This is a genomic window from Phenylobacterium immobile (ATCC 35973), from assembly GCF_001375595.1.
In the GTDB taxonomy this organism is placed as follows: Bacteria; Pseudomonadota; Alphaproteobacteria; order Caulobacterales; family Caulobacteraceae; genus Phenylobacterium; species Phenylobacterium immobile.
Window position 1 is genome coordinate 1215741 of sequence record NZ_CVJQ01000001.1, and the last position, 17155, is coordinate 1232895.

At 65.1% G+C, this 17155-nt stretch carries 11 protein-coding genes; 6 read left to right on the plus strand and 5 right to left on the minus strand.

Going from position 1 to position 17155, the window contains the following annotated elements; genetic code table 11:
- The first annotated feature begins 2 nt into the window (after positions 1-2).
- Together BN1313_RS05945 and BN1313_RS05950 are read left to right on the plus strand one after the other, a co-directional pair.
- A complete protein-coding gene (locus tag BN1313_RS05945; RefSeq protein ID WP_176695918.1) occupies positions 3-2087 on the plus strand; it encodes a hypothetical protein in 2085 nt (694 codons plus the stop codon).
- A complete protein-coding gene (locus tag BN1313_RS05950; protein ID WP_091737763.1) occupies positions 2084-4873 on the plus strand; it encodes a glycosyltransferase in 2790 nt (929 codons plus the stop codon). Before BN1313_RS05945 ends, BN1313_RS05950 begins: the two co-directional genes overlap by 4 nt.
- Before the next feature lie 15 nt (positions 4874-4888).
- Here BN1313_RS05950 and BN1313_RS05955 read toward each other — a convergent pair whose 3' ends face one another.
- The 3 genes from BN1313_RS05955 to BN1313_RS05965 are packed head-to-tail and all read right to left on the minus strand — an operon-like array spanning position 4889 to position 10775.
- Positions 4889-5953: a sulfotransferase family protein gene (locus BN1313_RS05955; protein ID WP_091737766.1), complete on the minus strand. Its 1065-nt coding sequence runs from the start codon at positions 5951-5953 to the stop codon at positions 4889-4891.
- A 7-nt stretch (positions 5954-5960) separates the two neighbouring features.
- Entirely contained in the window at positions 5961-8012 is a 2052-nt protein-coding gene (locus tag BN1313_RS05960) for a glycosyltransferase (protein ID WP_091737769.1), read from the minus strand.
- A gap of 9 nt (positions 8013-8021) precedes the next feature.
- Positions 8022-10775, minus strand: a complete 2754-nt coding sequence (locus BN1313_RS05965) for a hypothetical protein (protein ID WP_141653080.1) — start codon at positions 10773-10775, stop codon at positions 8022-8024.
- A gap of 416 nt (positions 10776-11191) precedes the next feature.
- Here BN1313_RS05965 and BN1313_RS05970 point away from each other — a divergent pair, with 416 nt between their 5' ends.
- Positions 11192-11875, plus strand: coding sequence for a WbqC family protein (locus tag BN1313_RS05970; protein WP_091737775.1), 684 nt, complete (start codon positions 11192-11194; stop codon positions 11873-11875).
- A gap of 13 nt (positions 11876-11888) precedes the next feature.
- Here the strand turns inward: BN1313_RS05970 and BN1313_RS05975 are convergent, their stop codons facing one another.
- Together BN1313_RS05975 and BN1313_RS05980 are read right to left on the minus strand one after the other, a co-directional pair.
- The gene (locus BN1313_RS05975; RefSeq protein ID WP_176695919.1) at positions 11889-13127 is read right to left on the minus strand and encodes a glycosyltransferase family 61 protein; all 1239 of its coding nucleotides are present in this window, start codon (positions 13125-13127) and stop codon (positions 11889-11891) included.
- A gap of 81 nt (positions 13128-13208) precedes the next feature.
- Positions 13209-14105 (minus strand): glycosyltransferase family 2 protein, encoded by an 897-nt coding sequence (locus BN1313_RS05980; protein ID WP_176695920.1) that lies wholly within the window; start codon positions 14103-14105, stop codon positions 13209-13211.
- 102 nt (positions 14106-14207) lie between these two features.
- Here BN1313_RS05980 and BN1313_RS05985 point away from each other — a divergent pair, with 102 nt between their 5' ends.
- The 3 genes from BN1313_RS05985 to BN1313_RS05995 all read left to right on the plus strand — a co-directional run bounded on the left by BN1313_RS05985 (position 14208) and on the right by BN1313_RS05995 (position 17148).
- Positions 14208-15182, plus strand: a complete 975-nt coding sequence (locus BN1313_RS05985) for a hypothetical protein (protein WP_141653081.1) — start codon at positions 14208-14210, stop codon at positions 15180-15182.
- Positions 15183-15189: 7 nt separating this feature from the next.
- The gene (locus tag BN1313_RS05990; protein WP_141653082.1) at positions 15190-15897 is read left to right on the plus strand and encodes a class I SAM-dependent methyltransferase; all 708 of its coding nucleotides are present in this window, start codon (positions 15190-15192) and stop codon (positions 15895-15897) included.
- Between the two features lie 144 nt (positions 15898-16041).
- Positions 16042-17148: a methyltransferase domain-containing protein gene (locus BN1313_RS05995; RefSeq protein WP_091737788.1), complete on the plus strand. Its 1107-nt coding sequence runs from the start codon at positions 16042-16044 to the stop codon at positions 17146-17148.
- The last annotated feature ends 7 nt before the right edge of the window (positions 17149-17155 follow it).

Sequence of the window (17155 nt, forward strand, 5' to 3'; positions counted from 1 at the left end):
AAGTGAGTTGGGTGCTGGCGTCGCCGATCGAGACGCTTGGCGTAGCCGCAATCACCCTGTTGCAGCCCATGCTCTCGCCCGAGCTAGGCCATGTCCGCACGCGCCTGGTCGACCTTGCCCGCCTGTCCGCCTCGACGGTCGTTGACGATGAGCTGCTGGTCTTTCTGATCGACCGTAGCGCCGCGCGGCGCAAAGACGAGATCCGGTCTCTGATCGCCAAGGCGAAGCAGCGTGCGGTGCTTGTGCGATGGCAGGGGGTCGGATTGGCCGCGCTCGCGGGATGGACGTCCGACCTGGATCTGGAGGTGGCGACGATCGCAGACCCCTGGGCGCCCCGCAGCGGCTGGATCGGCGGGGTGGCGGTCGAGCCCTTGCCGCTGCTCTCCTCGGGCCGCGAGATCGACGCCTTGATCCGGGAGTTTCTGCCCCTTCTGCGCCGTGATGAAGCGCCGCCCTACGAGGGCGCGCCGCCCATCATCTGCCTCGCCAATTCCGCGGAAAAGTTCGCTGAACTGGCGCCGCTTCTGATGAGGGCGTCCGCGCGCCATCGCACGCCGCTGATTGTGGTAACGCGGGATGTCAGGATGATCCGCGAGGCTGGAGCGCCCAAACGTCGGATTGCGGCTGTCTTTAGTGAAGCCGATCCCGCCTGGCTTGATCTGCTGCCAACCGCGCGCGTGGTGGTGATCGCGGCGGATGACGATGACGCGGCGGCGGGAGTCTGGGTGCGCACCGCTGCTTACGCTGGTGCGCCAGTGGTCGCGGGGGCTGACAGTCTGAACGCCTGGGCCAGCGGCGCGATCGTCGAGGACGACTGGGAGCGAGGCTTAAGCCTCTACCTTAACGACAGCCCCTTCCGCGCGTCCGATCCCGTGAAGGCCAAAGCTCGGCTCATGGAGCAGGAAGAATTCACTGCGGTGCTGGACGCCTGGAAGCGCTTGCTGCCGGCGGCGCAACGGGCCGTCCCTGCGCGGCGTGACGTCCCGAGGCCCAGGTTGATGGTCTTTGTCGACCTGGCGCAGGACATCGATATTCTATTGCCGGTCGCCTTGGCGGTTCGCAGGGACGATCGGCTCGAGCTGCAGATCGTCGTGACCGACTGGCTCGAACGGGTTTCGCCCCGCACGTTTGAGCTGTTGAACGCTGCGGGTCTTGCCTACGCCGTCGTCCCCCGAAAGCGAGCCCTGACGGCGACGGCGCCGTCCTTCGAGGGGGTCGACGCGTTCATCTCGGCGTCCGAAACCAACCAGCCGGCGCACCGCGCAGCCTACGCGCTCACGGTGGCGGCGCGGCGGCGTGGGGTCGCGACCTTTACGCTCCAGCACGGATTCGAGAACATCGGCCTGACCTACCGCGATGCTGTCCACGGCGACGATGTACGGTTCGCCTCCGACTATGTGTTCACCTGGGGGAAAGCTGAACGCTTGCCCAACTGGGTTCCACCGGAGACCCTCTATAGGGTCGTGCCGGCCGGCAGCCCAAAAAGCGCGACCAGGCAGGCCGTCGCCGCGGGACCGCTTCCGATCGAGCGCGAATGGGCGCGCAAGGTCGGTCTTTTCGAGAACTTGCACTGGCACCGGTATGACGAGGCGGACCGCGGCCGCTTCATCGAACGGACGGTCGAGGCGGCGGACCGGTTCACCGACACGCTTTTCATCGTCAAGCCGCACGGCGCGGGCCGTTGGCTGAACCTCAATGCAGACCGGCTTCCGGCCAGAAACAATCTGCTGCTCGTCGACAGCCTCGATCCGGCCTGGTCGGCCTTCGCCGCGCCGGTGCTCGCGCCCTTGCTTGACCTTGTCGTCACGACGCCTTCGACGGTCGCTGTCGACGCCGTTCGGGCAGGACGGCCGGTGGCGATCTTTCGGTGTGCGAACTGGACGACGGCCTATGACCCTCTCCCGGTGCTGGAAGGGTTCGACGACTGGGACCGCTTCATTCGCGAGGGGCGCATGGACGCCGAGACCGTGACGCGGGGTGAGCTGTTCCTGCGCGGCCATAGCCTGCCGGGCGACGGCGCGCCGCGTATCGCGCGCAAGATCTACGCGATCACGTCCGCACAGCGTCGGCGCGAGGCCGCTGCTTGAACTCGCAGCGTACGATCCTGGTCGTTTGCGACGTCATTGGCGCGACGCAGACCATCAACTTCTCCGGCCCCTTGGCCCAGCCTGTGGCGGCGGGCGAGATCGCGCTCCACATGGTCGCCAGCGCCGACTTGCCCAAGGCCTGGGGTGAGACCCAGGCAGCCTGGTGGCGCGGCATTGGGCCCAGCGTGCTGGTGTTGTCGCGCTACAGCGACGGCGAACATCAAAGCCTGATCGACCTGGCCCACGCCAATGGCGTCCCGGTCATCTATCATCTTGATGACGACCTGTTGGCGGTGCCGGAGACCCTGGGGCCTGAAAAACACGCCCACTACAACCAGCCGCGGCGCCTGCGCGACCTGAGGGCGGCGATCGAAGCCAGCGACCTGGTCTACGCCTCGACGCCCTATCTGGCCGAACGCTTGAAGGTGATCCACCGCATCTCGCGCCCGATCCTGACGGCGGAGATCGCTTGCGGCCTTGATCCCAGCATCCTGTCGACGCACAGCGTCAGGACGCGCCCGGTCATCGGCTACATGGCGACCAGCGGCCATGGCCGCGACCTTGAGCGGATGACGCCCGGGATCATCGAAGCGCTTGAGGCCATGCCGGACTTAACCTTCGAAATCTTCGGCACCCTGGCTGCACCCGCGGACCTGCGGCGGGCCTACGGCGACCGCATCGTCCACCGCCCCGCGGTGACCGACTACGACGCCTTTCTTGCGACCCTTTCGTCCCTCGGCTGGTGGCTGGGGCTGGCCAGTCTCGAGGACACCGACTTCAATCGCTGCAAGACCGAGACCAAGTGGGTGGAATACACCTGCGCCGGCATTCCGACTGTCGCGTCCAACATAGAGGTCTACCGACGCTGCTGCGGCGCTGACGCCGGCGTGATCGTGCCGGACGACAGCCTCTGGGGTGCGGTGATCCTGAAGGTCCTGCAGGGGCGCCAGCTGCGTGAGACATTGGCGCGCGCAGCCCAGGCGAAGGCGCGGGATCTTTACGCCCACGATCGCATGCGCGGGCAACTGGAGAGGCTGTTCGCGACCGCAGACGTCGTCGCGCGCGCTCGTCCTGTCGTGTCCCGGCCGCCGACCTCGCCGACGCCCCCGCCGGGGCCGCGGCCGAAGGAATACGACCGGTGGATCGCCGCACATGATGGGCTGGGAGAAACGGATCGCGCCCGGATCATCGCCGCTCTCGACCGACGCGAGACGCCGGCGCCCCTGGTCAGCGTGGTGTTGCTGGCCTCGGAGGCTGGTGTTCCGCCGGCGCTCGTTGAGCGTTCGCTCGCTTCGCTCCACGCCCAGATCCATCGGCGATGGCAAGTGATCGCGCCGGCCGGATCCGTACCGGCGGGCCTCCAAGAGGACCCATTGCTCGTTCTGGCGCCGGGGGCGGATCTTCCGGCTGGGCTCGATGCGGCGTCGGGCGAATTCGTCACCTTTCTCGAGGCCGGCGATGAACTCGCGCCCCACGCGCTGTTTCATCTTGTCAGCGCTGCGGAAGCCGCTGGGGGCAAGGGGGGGGCGGACTTCATCTACAGCGACGAGGACGAGATCGACGCTTCGGCGGAACGCCGGCGGCGGAACCCCTTTTTCAAGGGCGCGTGGGATCCCGACCTGTTCCTGGCGCAGGACTACGCCTGTCGGGCGGTTCTGCTTCCGCGCACCTCGGCCCTGGCGGTCGCCGAAGGCGCCATCGCGCCGTCGTCGGTCTACAAGCTGCTGCTGAGGCTGACGGGACAGCGCGGCGCCCCCCGGGTCGAGCGCCTGCCGCTCGTGCTCTATCACCGCCTCGCCGGACGTGAGACGCCGGGCGCGGAACGCGAGGCCATGCTGCAGGCCGCGCAGGCCGCGCTCGCCGGCCCGGCGCAGGTTGAAGGCGCCGGTTCGGTGCGCCGAGTGATATGGCCGCTGCCGCGCAAGCCGCCCCGCGTCAGCCTGGTGATCCCGACCCGCGACCGGGCGGATCTGCTCAAGACCTGCGTCGAGAGCGTGCTGACCGATACCGACTACGATGACCTCGAGGTGTTGATCCTCGATAACGACAGCCGCGACCCCGAGGCTGTCGCCTGTCTGGAAGCGCTCGGACGGCGACCCAAACACCGGGTGATCTCCGTCCCGGGACCGTTCAACTACTCGGCGATCAACAACCTTGGCGTCGGCCATGCCACCGGCTCGGTGATCGGGCTGTTGAACAACGACATACGGGTGATCGAGCCCGGCTGGTTGAAGGCGATGGTCGCCCAGGTCGTCCGCCCCGAAGCCGGCGCGGTGGGCGCTCTGCTCTATTACGAGGACTACACCGTCCAGCATGCCGGGGTGGTGCTGGGGGTGGGCGGCGCGGCCTCCCATCTGTTCAAGCGGCAGCCTCAAACAAGCGCCGGCTACCATGACAGCATGCTCGTCGCCCACCAGGTCTCGGCCGTCACCGCAGCCTGCATGCTGGTGCGCCGTGACACGTGGGACGCTGTCGGCGGCCTCGATGAGGCCCTGGCCGTCGCCTTCAACGACATTGACCTGTGTCTGCGCATTGGCGCGCTGGACAAGCGGATCGTTTGGACCCCGCTCGCCCGGCTCCTGCATCTGGAGTCCGCATCGCGCGGGCGAGAGGAGAGCCCCGCCAAGCGGGCGAGACTGGCCGCCGAGATCGCCCTCATGCGCGCCCGCTGGGGCGTTCTGCTGGAGAGCGACCCCTTCTTCAGCCCCAATCTGGCGCTCAACAGCGTCGACTGCCGGCCGGCCTTCCCACCGCGCTACAGTCCGCCTTGGCTCAGGGACGCTTAAGGCGCGGCCCCGTGCTCACGCCGTGGGGCGCGGGGTCGCCAGAGCGACGTTCAACGCTTTCTGAAGACGGGCGATCTCCAGGCCGCGCGCCTGGGCGATCTCCAGGATCTTCGCCAGATCCTGGCGAGCGGCGGCGAGCTGCGCAGCAAGCTTATCGCGCTCGGCGGCCTGTTTTCGGAGGGCGGGTAACTCGCCTAGCAGGTCGGCGTAGGCGCCGATCACCTGAAGAACCAGGCGCAGTCGGTCCAGCGTCGACCTGATTTCCCCCTGGGCATCCGAACGGTCCGCCTCCTGCGCCAGCCGGCCGAACTGGCGGTAGACCTGGTGCATCTGAGGGGCGAGGGCTGCGCCATCGAACTCAGGCTCGCGTTCATGGCGATACTCGGCGTTGACCACTTCCAGAACCCTATCGTCCTCGACCTGTGGAAGGTCGATGGAACGCTGCAGGCCCGCGCGCAGCTGACCGAGGGTGCGGTGGGGGTGGTCGAACCAGTCTGCGTAACGGACGACCGTCGGATCCGACGCCAGGGTGTCGCGCGCGATGTCGTGCATGTAGGCCAACCACATGGCTTCGCATTCCACGAGGCTGAGGATGCGGTCGCCCGGGCTCTTCTTCGCCATGGAGGCGGCCGCTTCGCCCCCAGGCCGCAAGGCCCAGACGTAGACCGGCCTCAACCCGAGGTCTTCCATCACCTCCTCCCAGAGTGGCAGGAGGCGGCAGGCGCGGGGATCCTTGAAACCCCACAGCCCCGGCTCCGCTACGAGTCGCGCGGCGAGCCAGGTCTTCATCTCGGCCTTGATCGCCTGAACGGCCTCGGTCTTCCACCAGTCATGCGGAAAGAGGCCGGCGTGAGCGGGGCTGCGCAGCGGCCTGCCGATGGCCTCCAGCACCCGGTCGTGGAACGCATTGAGGACGGGCCGCTCCCAGAATCCGCGCGGGTTCTTGGGGCTGGCGCGATCAGATTCGTCGGCCATGTCGACGCCAAGCCGGTGGATGATTTCCGACAGCAGCGATGTGCCGCTGCGATGCATGCCAAGCACGATCACGATCGGGCGCGCGGTCTGCAGGTTGGCGTTCATGTCTCTCTCAAGCTCGGCGATCGACCGGCAAGCGGTGCGACGTCATACCATGAGTGGGCTCTTGGCGCGTAACGGCCGGGAGCTCCAGACGAAGGCGGGCGAGGCGGTAGCGCAGGCCATGGGCGTGGCTCACAGCTGCATTGATGGCGTCGGCCATGTCATCGGCTGTCGTGTGCTGCGCCAGCACGGCGTCGTAACCGCTCAAGCCGTCGTCGACCGCCGCCGCGGGGTGCGGCCACAGCAGGTTCAGGCGGGTCGGGTCCAGGTCCAGGTCCAGGTCGGTCGCGGCCGTCGAGTGGATCAGAACCTCGCTCGCGCCCTCGGTAAGGTCGGAGGCCCGAGTGACGATGCGGGCGCAGTGGCCGCGATCTTCAAGCGCAGCGACGAGGCCAGGCGGGACCACTGCGTCTGGACGCTGGATGGCGATGGAGAAGCCGTCGCGCCGTCGCGCATCCACGGCGTCCAGCAGGTCGGAGAGGACGACGCCCCGAGGCAGGGGGGTGACGGCGCGGCCCAGCGCCACGCTCAGCGCCGCCGCGTCGGTCTGCGGCGTGGCGAACCAGTAGTCGATTCCATCGCGTCCAGGATGTTGGGACCAGGCCACAGTGTCGCCTTGGACCACGGCTGCGGTCCGCGCGACGGAGCCGATCCCTCGCAGGCGGCTCAGGGCCACGCCGGGGTCGAGGACGACGATCAGGTCCAGGCCGCGCACCGTCTCGAAGAGGTCCCCGCCGAGCGGCAGCACGACCACCGGCTCAGGGCCGGGTCTCTGCAGCAGGCTTTCGGCGCCTGCGTCGGGCCGGCTGCAGGCGACGCCAATGCGGGCCAGCCGGCCAGCGATGGGGGCCAGCGCGCGTAGGCCGTGCTCGGAAGCCACCCGGCGGAGAGAATAACCCCAGGCGCCATGAAAGATATCCTCGTTCGACCCTAGGATCCGGCGGGTCGCTGTCCTGTCCCGGCGGGTCTCGCCGCGGATATGGATGGCGGATACGCGCGTGGCGCAAAGATTGAGCAGGCCGGCGGCGGCCAGCCGGAGGCACAGATCGGTGTCCTCCCACCCGTAAACATAGCGTTCGTCAAAGCCGCCCACAGCGTCGAAGGCTTCCTTGCGGACCGCCACCGCCGCCGCGGTGACAGCCAGGCATGAGAGGCCTTCCGCCGCGCTCCAGTCGAAGTCGGTGAGATCGCGGCTTTCGCCGGGGCGAACGCTCCGGTCATGCCCGGCAAGGTCAAAATGCACGCCCAAGTGTTGGATGGCTTCGGCTTGCGCGCCCTGAGCGGGGTTGTCGAGCAACCGCAGGCCGACCGCGCCCACGCCCGGCGACATCAGCCGTCCCAGCGCTTCCATCAGCGGCTCGACCAGGACGATGTCGTTGTTGAGGAACAGGATCACCTTTTCGTCGCATCGCGCCGCGCCGCGGTTGTTTGACCCGGAGAAGGTGTCGTCACGTCCGCCCTGAACATAGTCGATCGGCAGCCGATCACTGTAGCTGGCGACGACGGCGGCCGTGTCATCGAGGGATCCATGGTCCACGACGACGATCTTCGAGAAGGCGCTGGGGTTGTGCTCAAGCAGGCTCCCAAGCAGCGTCGCCATGAGATCGGCTCGATCGCGGGTCAGGACGACGGCGGCATAGGTCAGGTCGGTCGCTTCGGCGGAAGCGGTCACGCCGCCGGGTGAAGGGCGGCGTCCGTTCGGCGTGGTCTCGACTGCGAAGGGCGGAATCCAAACGCCGATCGTGCGTTTCTCGCGCGGAAGCCGCAGGCCCTCGACATCCACCTCGAGCTCCACCTGACCGCCTGGGCGGAAGGTGGTTGGAAGTTCGAGCTGGAAGCTGTGACGCGCCCCGGTGGGCGGCTCCACGCCTTTTCGCGCCCTGACCCGCGACATCAACTGCGCGAACGGCTGTCCGTCGGCGAAGACGGCGACCTTCAGCGGCGGCCCCTCCTGCGCCAGGCCGATGACGCCTTGAAGCCTCGGCGGGCCGCGGCCGCGCAGAGTGATCGACAGGGTCAGTTGCGGCGCCGCCGCGCCGGCGGGCTCCGGGGGGCGCGCCAAGCCGGCCGCCTAGCGGATCGAGACAGGGCTACCGCCCAGCTCGATCTTCCTGTCCGCGGTTCGGACGGTGACGTTCCTGGCGCGACGGGCGGCTTCGGGCAGCACGAACCGAAAGCCGTGACGTCCATCACCCTTTCCGTACTGCTGCAGGTAGCGTGAATAGTCGCTGCACTCCAAGGTCGCGACCAGGTCATCGCCGGCGAAGATCTGGACCCCTATGGGCTCGTCGGGCCTCTGCGGATCCCAGGCCCAGCCGACCAAGGTGTCGCCGGTCTCCGCGGAGACCTGCCCTTCCGGCTTCTTGGGGTCGAGGAACCGGTTAAACGGCGCGATCCAGACTTCGTCAGGGCGATTGACCGGGGGACCTCTGACGCCAATCCACGAGAAGAGTTTGGGCGCGACATGCCCTTGCTCGATGGCGTCGACCACTTCGGACTTCTTGATGACGCCCGCCGCGATCGCGGCGCGGCAGCCGTCGTACCAGAGATGGCCGTTCGGATTGGCTTGGGACACCCACGGCTGGCGGCGCATGTCGGTGTAGTGGATCAACGCCGTGCGGCCGGGCTCATAGAACTCCAGGCTGTTCCACCAGTAGGGCAACAGCGCCTTGCTTCGGCCTGCAGGCACGATGCACAGGTCTCCCATCAGCTCCTTGTAGGTATATCGCTCCTCATCGAGACCCCTGATGATATCGGCCACGTCCCACTTCAGCGTCTCGCAGTTGATCAGCATGACGCTGGTCTGCGGCGCGCGGCCTTGGGCCGGCGGGCTCAGGGCGTAAAGCAGGTCGGCCTCCTCCATCGGCATCGTCCAGAGGTCGGCGATGTCGGTGAAGACCTGCATGTCGGCGTCCACGTAAACGCCTCGGCCGGCGTAGCCGCACAGGCGCGGGATATCGAAACGGCAGAAGGAGAAGCCCGTCTTCGAACGGTTCTTCGGCTCGGCGGGCACCGGCATCGCACGCCAGTCGAGAATTTCGAACTCGACGTCCATGCTGGAGTATCTGTCGATGCTGTGCTGCAGCACCTTGGCGCCCAACAGCTGTTCGTCATCGGCGCCAATGAAGATGCGCGCCGGGACCGGGTAGCCAAAGGGACCGTACGAGATTCCGTAGCGCCGGCGGATGGCGGCGATCGCGCCGCCGGCTTGTTCGCGGACCGGATGCATGGCTTCGAAGCCGGCCACGCCGCTGCTGCGAGGAGCGACGCCGGAGCGTCGGGCCATCTTCACCCCGGCCTCGGCGAGCAGCCGCAGCGGCAGCTCGTCGTTTTCGAAGTCATCCAGCGGCGCGGACGGTGACGCTCCGTGCGCCGTCCACAGGTCGAAGCCCAGCAGGCGGCCTTCCAGGACCAGGCGGCGCAGAACCGGATGATCGGCGGCGAGGCTGGCCAGGGTGCGTCCTGTCGCCCAACCGCGGACGTGCGGCTGGTTCGGCATAGCCACGGTCCTGGCCTTGGAAAGTATGGCGTCGCCGTGTCGGTCCAGCGTCTCAAGGTCCACTACCAGAGCGACATCGGCGCTGCGCCGGGAAATAGCCGCGCCGATGGTCATGACGCAGAAGTCGAGCGCGATGGCGTCACGCAGATGTTGCTCCGGCGCGGGCTCCCCCAGGATAAGCCAGGGTTGGGTGTTGCGGCTCTCCGCGCCGATCCAGTCGATCAACTGTGGCGTATTTCCGCCCCTGTCGGAGCCTGCTGGTTGCGGCGTCGCTGCGCCCATCATTGCCTCCACGAGGGCCTCCGGAGGTCGGGTGTTGGTCGGTTGGGCGACCGGATCACCCGGTGTCGGGGCGGCGAGCCCCAATATCGCCGCCCACTGGCCGGCGACGGTCTCGACTGACCAATGGGTCTCGATGTAGGCGCGCCCGGCGGCGGTGCGCCGCCGGGCGTCCTCAACGCCTGGCCCCAGAACCTCGGTCAGCCCGGCGTCCCAGTCGCTGAGGACGGCGTAGGGGGCGAACGCCTGGTAGGCCTCGATCGTGTCGGCGATGACCGGCTTGCCCGCGGCCAGGGCCAGGGTCAGGCGATTGTGGGTCTTGCACGCCACGAACGGATTGTCCGACAGCGGGATTAGCACCGCGCGGGCGTCACTCAGGGTCTGGGCCAAGACGTCCGAACTCCATTCCACGTAGCGCGTTGGGAATGGCAGCGGCGCGATGTGCTCATCGAACTTGGCGCGGTTGTTGCTCAGCACGACCAGCTCGAAAGGGTGGCGCTCATAGGCGCGCCGCAGGGGCTCGGCCACCCGGAGAAGATCGGTCATTCCCGAGGGCGCGTTCGGCGAACCATGCATGCCGAACCACAGAAGCCTTGGGGACCCCGCTTCGGTGCTCGGCGGCAAAGGCGCCAAATCCTCGAACATGTCGCCGACCACATGCGGCAGGGCGTCAAGTTGCGCCGCCTGCCGCACCTCCCGGGCCAGGGCGGGCGTGGAACAGATCACGCCATCGCACGCGGCGATCATACCCAGCAGATCGACCCGCAAGGCCTCGTAAGCGGGCAGGCCATAGGGGTTGTAGAAATGGTTGTCGCAGAGATCGAGCAGCACCCGCTTGCCCTGCGCGCGGAGGCTCATCGCCAAGGCCTGGTCCTGGGCCCGGTAGCTCTTGCCGAAGACGACGACATCATAGGTGTCCAGGTTCGCCTCGTCCCACAGCTCGACGGCGTGGCCGCGCTTTGCGAGAGCCTCGATGACGAGCAGAACCCGGTAGCGGAAGCTGGCGATGGCCGGATCGGCGACGCGCGGCTTCCAGGCGATTCGCATCGAGACCTCGTCGAACCTCAATTCAAGGCTAGCATGAGCCCGGCCTGCCAAGCGTCGCCGCAGAGTAAAGTAGTAGTAGACGGCTGCCAAGTTGACCAAGCGAGCGCGGACCTTCGGCGCGTCCGCCTAATTTCAGCGGAGGGGCGCGGCGATGAACGTCCTGGTGAGGCCTTTAGCACTCTGCGCCGGGAGGCGCCAAAGGGCGTTGATGCAAACAACACGTTCCCCTTATCCGCTTAGGGTTGGGGGAGTAGGTTGGGATGGTCCGCGCATAGCGCCGCATTGCCGCCAACTGCGCGTTCGAGATTGGGTTCTCTGTTGGCAAGCGAACTCAAGACCGAAGCTGCATATTTTGTCATCGTGAGGGGCTGCATGAGTTTCATCAATATTATGCAGAAGTTCGATGGTGTTAGACTGTGATAATCGCGATTATGCAGCCTTATTTGTTTCCGTATATCGATTATTTTCGTCTGCTAGCGAAATCTCACGTGTTTGTTTCTCACGATGACGCGCAATACGTTAAGGGCGGTTGGATCAACCGAAACCATATACGTCTTGACGGGCGGCTCACCGGTATCGGATTGCCGGTGCGCCGCGCGTCCCACGCCCTGCCAATTAATCAGAGGGCATATGTCCCGGGGCCAGAGTCTCGCCGTCGCCTGGAAAGGCAGGTGGCTGCCGCCTATCGGACGGCGCCTCATTTTTCGGCGGTCATGCCGTTGCTCTCAGAGATGCTCGCGACGGAGGAGGACAACGTCGCTATCATGAACACGGCGCTGCTCAGGCGGCTCGCTGAAGTCCTGCGGCTGCCGACCAGGATCGTGTGCGCGTCCGAAATCGGGCTCGAGGGTGGGCTTTCGGGCGTCGACAAGGTGCTGGCGCTCTGCAAAGCCATGGGCGGCAGCAGTTACCTCAACGCTAGCGGCGGGGTCGGTCTCTACGATCCAGAAACGTTCGAGGCGGCGGGGCTTGGGTTGAAGTTTATTCCGCCGCCCAAGCAGCGGAGCGCATCGATCATCGATGACCTGATGCGGCGGTCCCTTCCCGAGCTGACCGAAGACCTGATGGGCACGACGCCCATCGATGCGTCGCGGAAATGACCTTCGAGAGGCGCTACTTTCGAGAAATCCAGTCGGCGGCGAACGCGCGGAAGGTCTCGACATCGATGACGTAGTCCGAGTTGTGGAGGAAGTCCTCCTGCCGCCGGACGACCGGACCCGTGAGAACGGTCATTTCGATGTGCTGCGTGGCGAAGAGACTGTTGTAGTCCGCCAGCGCCTCGATGAACGGATGGCAGAGAACACAGACCCGCGCGCCGGGATTGGCGAGCAGGACGAGGAAGAGCGCTGAGCCTTCCGGCGCGACGATGAAGCGAGCGGCGCGAATAACTCGCAGCTGTTCGCCGAAAGACATGTCTTCCGGGTAGACGACGCGGAAGCCCAAGGCCTCCGCTGCGGCTTCCAGGGCGTCGCGGTTGCACAGTTTGCGGTGCCGGAATCCTCGCCGGGCGAGGTAGAGGCGCTCGGATCCCTCAGTTATGCCCAGAGCTCCATCAGCGCGACGACGCCAATCTTTGAGCACCGGATCGAACCTGCTGGGCGGCGCGCAAACGTGCTCCCACGGGAAACTGCCGTCCGTGTGCTCGTGCATGCCGAAATACATCAGGGTTGGCGCGGTCCAAAGGCGGGCGACCGAGACGTGCTCGAAGGCGCGAACCTCGACGATGTCCAGTTCCGGATAGAGCAGGGCCAGCGCCTGACGGTGAGAATCTGGCATGGACGCGTCGATCAGCACCGGCGTTCTAGGCATATGCCGCGCCGCGTAGGCGTATTTCGGCAGGTACTCGCACATCCAATGTCCGAAAAAATCGCTGTGGCAGCCCAGCAACGAAAACGCTTCGGCGAGTTCCAGCGCAGGGCGGGCCCCGGGCTCAGGCGACAGGGGCGTGCCGCCGCGGACACTGAAGATCGACGGGTCCCAATCGAGATCGTCCCCAATGCGGGCGCGTTCGGCGTCATCACCGTCAAGCAGCGACAGGCCGTCTCCTTGGACAACGGCTGACCGGCCCAGCAGGCGAACGTCGCTCAGACTGGCCACGTAGAAAGGTCTGGTCCGGCTTTGCAGCGAGATCGCATCACCTTCGCCGACCAGTCGTGGCGCCTGCGCTGTGAACGGCGTCCCGCCAGGCTCGATGTTGAGGAACGTGTCGCCGTTTGCGCAGGCGAAGTCGCGCAGGCCGTGCGCCGGCGCTGGCCGCAAAGCGTTGGCGGCGGGCAAACGGAGCGTCGCCTGATAGCGCCGGAAGGCTTCGTCGACGCCATGCTCGGCGACCAGCGCACGCTTGAATCCCATGAGTCGGAAAAGATTCGGACGTCCCGGCGCATACTCTAAGTCAACCCTGCGCGGCTGCAGATCCGCCATCGCCGACCGCGCTCAAGTTCGAGGGCGGGAGAACAGGTCCGCTGCGCTCCGCACTGTGCCATTCCGCTGCAGGGCGGCCAGTTCATCAGCGGAGAATTGGCTTCTCCTGAACTCCTGTTCCAGTTCGCCGCGCTCGGCCAGCGCCAGCCAACGCCGCCAATGCCACGCCCGCGTCGGCTCTTCCTCAGGATCGGTGAATTCGAGTTGCTCGTCCGCATCGAAGCACTCGCGGATGTTCACCGTGACCTTTCGTTTGAACCTCTCGAAGGTCGTAAGTGGGAGATGAGCGATCAGCAGTTCGTCCGATACTCGGCGTCGCGGTGTCTGGCCGGCGGCGACGACGATCTGGTGCATGCCGTCCCGGAGGCCGCCTATGCAGTGTTGGCGGGCGATCACCTTCGCAGAAGGAACGGCCCGAATCCACGCGGTTTCTGGATTGTTCCTCAGGTGGAGGCGCATGTCACCGCCTGGCGGTTCGACGATCAATTGAATCTGCGCGTGATGTTCGGGTGAAAGATCCGCCGGCATCAGCGCACCCTCCGGCCCGAGGGGGACGTTATACCTCGGCACGGTTATCAAGTCGGCATCGGCGCGCGCCAGGGCGCCCTTCAGGTCGCCGTCGCGGGCGATCAGCAACTCGTCGGCGTCGATGAACACGACCCAGTCTGCGTCCAGCGCCTTGACCGCGGAAAGGTCCATAGCAAGTGCGACGTCGTGCAACTCGTCGTTGGCGATCTTGATGATTTTGAATGCATCCGATCGGCGATTTTCCAGTATCTTCTCTGTGCCGTCTGTAGAAAAGAGATCGCAGATCAAAATCTCTTCGACACCAAGTGAGTAGAGCTGGTCGATCGTGCGATCTATCAACTCAACTTCGTCCTTGACGCCTATGTGGGCTGCGATCTTCACTGTTTTATCGTGATCTCGGGACGATGAAGCGGTACCATACCGCGCCGCTGGCCGCCATTCAATGTGGCCGGGCGCAGGGCGCAATCTCTGCAAGGAGCGTGGGTGGACAAGCTGATTCCGCTGAGCGACGATGCCGGCTGGCACGCCGCTCTGCATGGGTTGCGATATGGGTTCGGCCATACGCTTGGAGCCTGCAGGGCGCTTGCGCTCAGTTCGGGTTCGCCGACCTTCCTCTATGTCTTTGAATCCAACGACGCGAAGCTGATCTGTCCCTTGTCGGAGCGGAGCTTCGCTGGCGCGCGGGACATCTGCACCCCGTTCGGATTCTCAGGGTTCGCGGGCCGAGGCGAGCTTTCAGGATTTCCCCAGCACTGGCGAGACTACGCGCGCCGCGCGGGCTGGGTCTGCGGATATATCGGGCAGCATCCGCTGTACGCACCGTCAAACCTGGAGTGGGGCGCGGAGCTGTTCGCTCAGAATGAGCTGTTCTTCCTCGATCTCAAGCAATCAGAAGAGGCGCTCTATGGCCGACTATCACGGTCGCGGCGCCGACAAATCGCCGCTTGGTCTGCGCCCAACCGGTCTGTCGTGGCGGATCGTTCTGCGGCGATCGCCTTTTTCACCGACACCGTGGATGGATTCTTCGCCGCGAAAGGCGCCGCGGGCGCGTATTTCTTTTCGCCGGAAACTTGGAGGGCGCTCTTCGAACTCGAAAGTGTCATGGTGCTCGGTGCTCAGGTCGATGGGCGGATCGTCGCTGCGACCGTGTTTGTCTATTCGCCCTTCGGGGCAGAGGCGCTGTTCAACGTGTCGGTCGCCGACGGACGTGACGCCGCGACGGCGATCATGTGGAGTGCGGCGCTCGCGCTCCAGAGGCTCGGCGTCGCGAGCCTGAACATGGGAGGAGGGGTCCGCCCCGGCGATCCGGTTGCTGAAGCCAAACGCCAGTTCGGCGCTGAAGTCCGGCCACTCAACGCCCTCAAGCAAATCTACGACCGGGACGCGTTCCTGGATTTGTCCCCCGGCTGGATAGATCGCGACATGGCTGGCTATTTCCCGCCGTATCACAAGGCATGAATTGACGATGTATTCGAAGTCCGCACAGTTTTACGACGAACTATATCACTTCAAAGACTACCGCAAAGCGTCTGAAGGGGTGATTTCAGAGATAAGGTCTTTAGCTCCAGCGGCGCGGACTCTTTTGGATGTCGCCTGTGGAACTGGTCTTCATCTCCAGGAGCTCTCGAAGACGTTCGCGGTCGAAGGGCTAGATATCAATCCGGATTTCGTTGAAGCCGCACGTAAACGTGTTCCAGACGCGCCGATCCACCTCGGTGACATGACTGAATTTTATCTTGGAAAGACATTCGACGCCGTCACCATCCTCTTCAGTTCCCAAGCCTATGTGAAGACGAAGGAAAATCTGCGAAAGACAGTCGCTTGCCTTGCGCGCCATCTCGCCGATGGAGGCGTGGTCATTATGGAGCCATGGTTCAGCGCTGAGACTTTCTGGACGGGAACCATCACCGTTAACGTCGTGGACAAAAAAGATCTGAAGATCGTTTGGATGTACACGAGCGAGCGGGTCGGCGATTTGGCGGTGCTCGATATCCACTACATGGTCGGCCGCCCCGGCGGCATCGAACAGTTCCGAGAAGTGCACGAGCTCGGACTTTTCGGCGTTGAGGACTACCGCGACGCCTTCGAACACGCTGGTCTGGACTTTAGCCACTCAGAGGGCGGACCGTTTGGTCGCGGAGTCTATCGCGCTTGGCGAGGACGCCGATCCTAACCGCGGGCTTCGCGCGATGGCCACCGCGCCGTGACGCACTACCGGCGCGTTGGCGACCCCACTCGCGCGACGCGGCCCAGGTCAGCTTCTGTGACGCCCGCTGGTTAACCTGGCAAGTTTGGCGCCCTATGTGGGGAACTACCGATGAACCTATACGACATCGTCAAGCGCCGGGATCGGACGCTTTCGGAAAGCGAAGGGACGATCGAGGCCGTCGTTGGCAAGAAGCCGCGAACCTTTCTAGGCGCCCGTTTGAGCCCCGGCGCCCGGATCCAGCTGAAAGGCGCGCATGAGTTCACCTGCCTCCGGAATTTCCCGCGGGACATCGGGTGGCGCTACTTCTTGCCAGCGGACGCAACGGGATCGGCGTCTGTCAGAATCCTTGTGCGCGCGACCAGCGCTCGCGGGCTCGGCGGGGCGGGCGATAATACGGCGCAACTCTGCCTGGGCGTGGCGTCCCCGCTGCAGCAGCCCGGCGAGCCGACGCTTCTGACTTGGCCGGCCTGGCTCGGCGAGGCTGACGGCTTCGACATCGAATTGGTCAACGATGGACCTTCGGCGATCGATATCGCCTCAAGTCCCATGTTCAATCCGCGATCGGGACTTGAGGGTCTGTTGCGCGGCAAGGGAATAGAGGTCGGGCCTGGCGCAAATCCTTTCGTCATGCCCGGCGATGATGTCGATGTGCAGTACCTCGAGGCTGCGCCAATGACCGAATGGCTAAGCAATTACGACCATCAGGCTGTCATCGCGCAGGAAAAGCGACAGCTCTGGGAGCGCTACATCATCGGCGACGCCCAGCAATTGGACGTCTGCCCCGACGAATCCCTCGATTTCATTTTCTCGAGCCATGTGTTTGAGCACTTCGTGAACCCGCTCGCCGTACTCGGAAACTGGGCCAAGAAACTGAGGCCCGGCGGCAGGGTCGTTTGCGTTATCCCGGACGCCAGATATTGCTTTGATCTTCGGCAGCCGCTGAGCGAACCATCGGACTGGCTTGAGGAAGAGCATACCGGAATCTGGACGCTTGCGGACGCTAAGTATGAAAAATGGCGCCGTTACACCGCACCATACAATACGACGGAAGATTTGATCCGGCGAAATTACTCAATTCACGCCCATTATTATACTTCTAGTTCCTATGTTTGGATCGTCGATAGACTGATATCTGCAGGCGTATTTGCAAAATATTTTATCAACAATTCGCCCAACAACAAGGATTTCGGTGTGGTTCTCTGGCGTGCGGCCTGACCCATCG

Excerpts from the sequence above, each read along its gene's own strand:
- BN1313_RS05955 (WP_091737766.1), bottom strand. The coding sequence starts at position 5,953 with ATGAACGCCAACCTGCAGACCGCGCGCCCGATCGTGATCGTGCTTGGC.
- BN1313_RS05965 (WP_141653080.1), bottom strand. The coding sequence starts at position 10,775 with ATGCGAATCGCCTGGAAGCCGCGCGTCGCCGATCCGGCCATCGCCAGC.
- BN1313_RS05975 (WP_176695919.1), bottom strand. The coding sequence starts at position 13,127 with ATGGGATTCAAGCGTGCGCTGGTCGCCGAGCATGGCGTCGACGAAGCC.
- BN1313_RS05990 (WP_141653082.1), top strand. The coding sequence starts at position 15,190 with ATGTATTCGAAGTCCGCACAGTTTTACGACGAACTATATCACTTCAAA.
- BN1313_RS05995 (WP_091737788.1), top strand. The coding sequence starts at position 16,042 with ATGAACCTATACGACATCGTCAAGCGCCGGGATCGGACGCTTTCGGAA.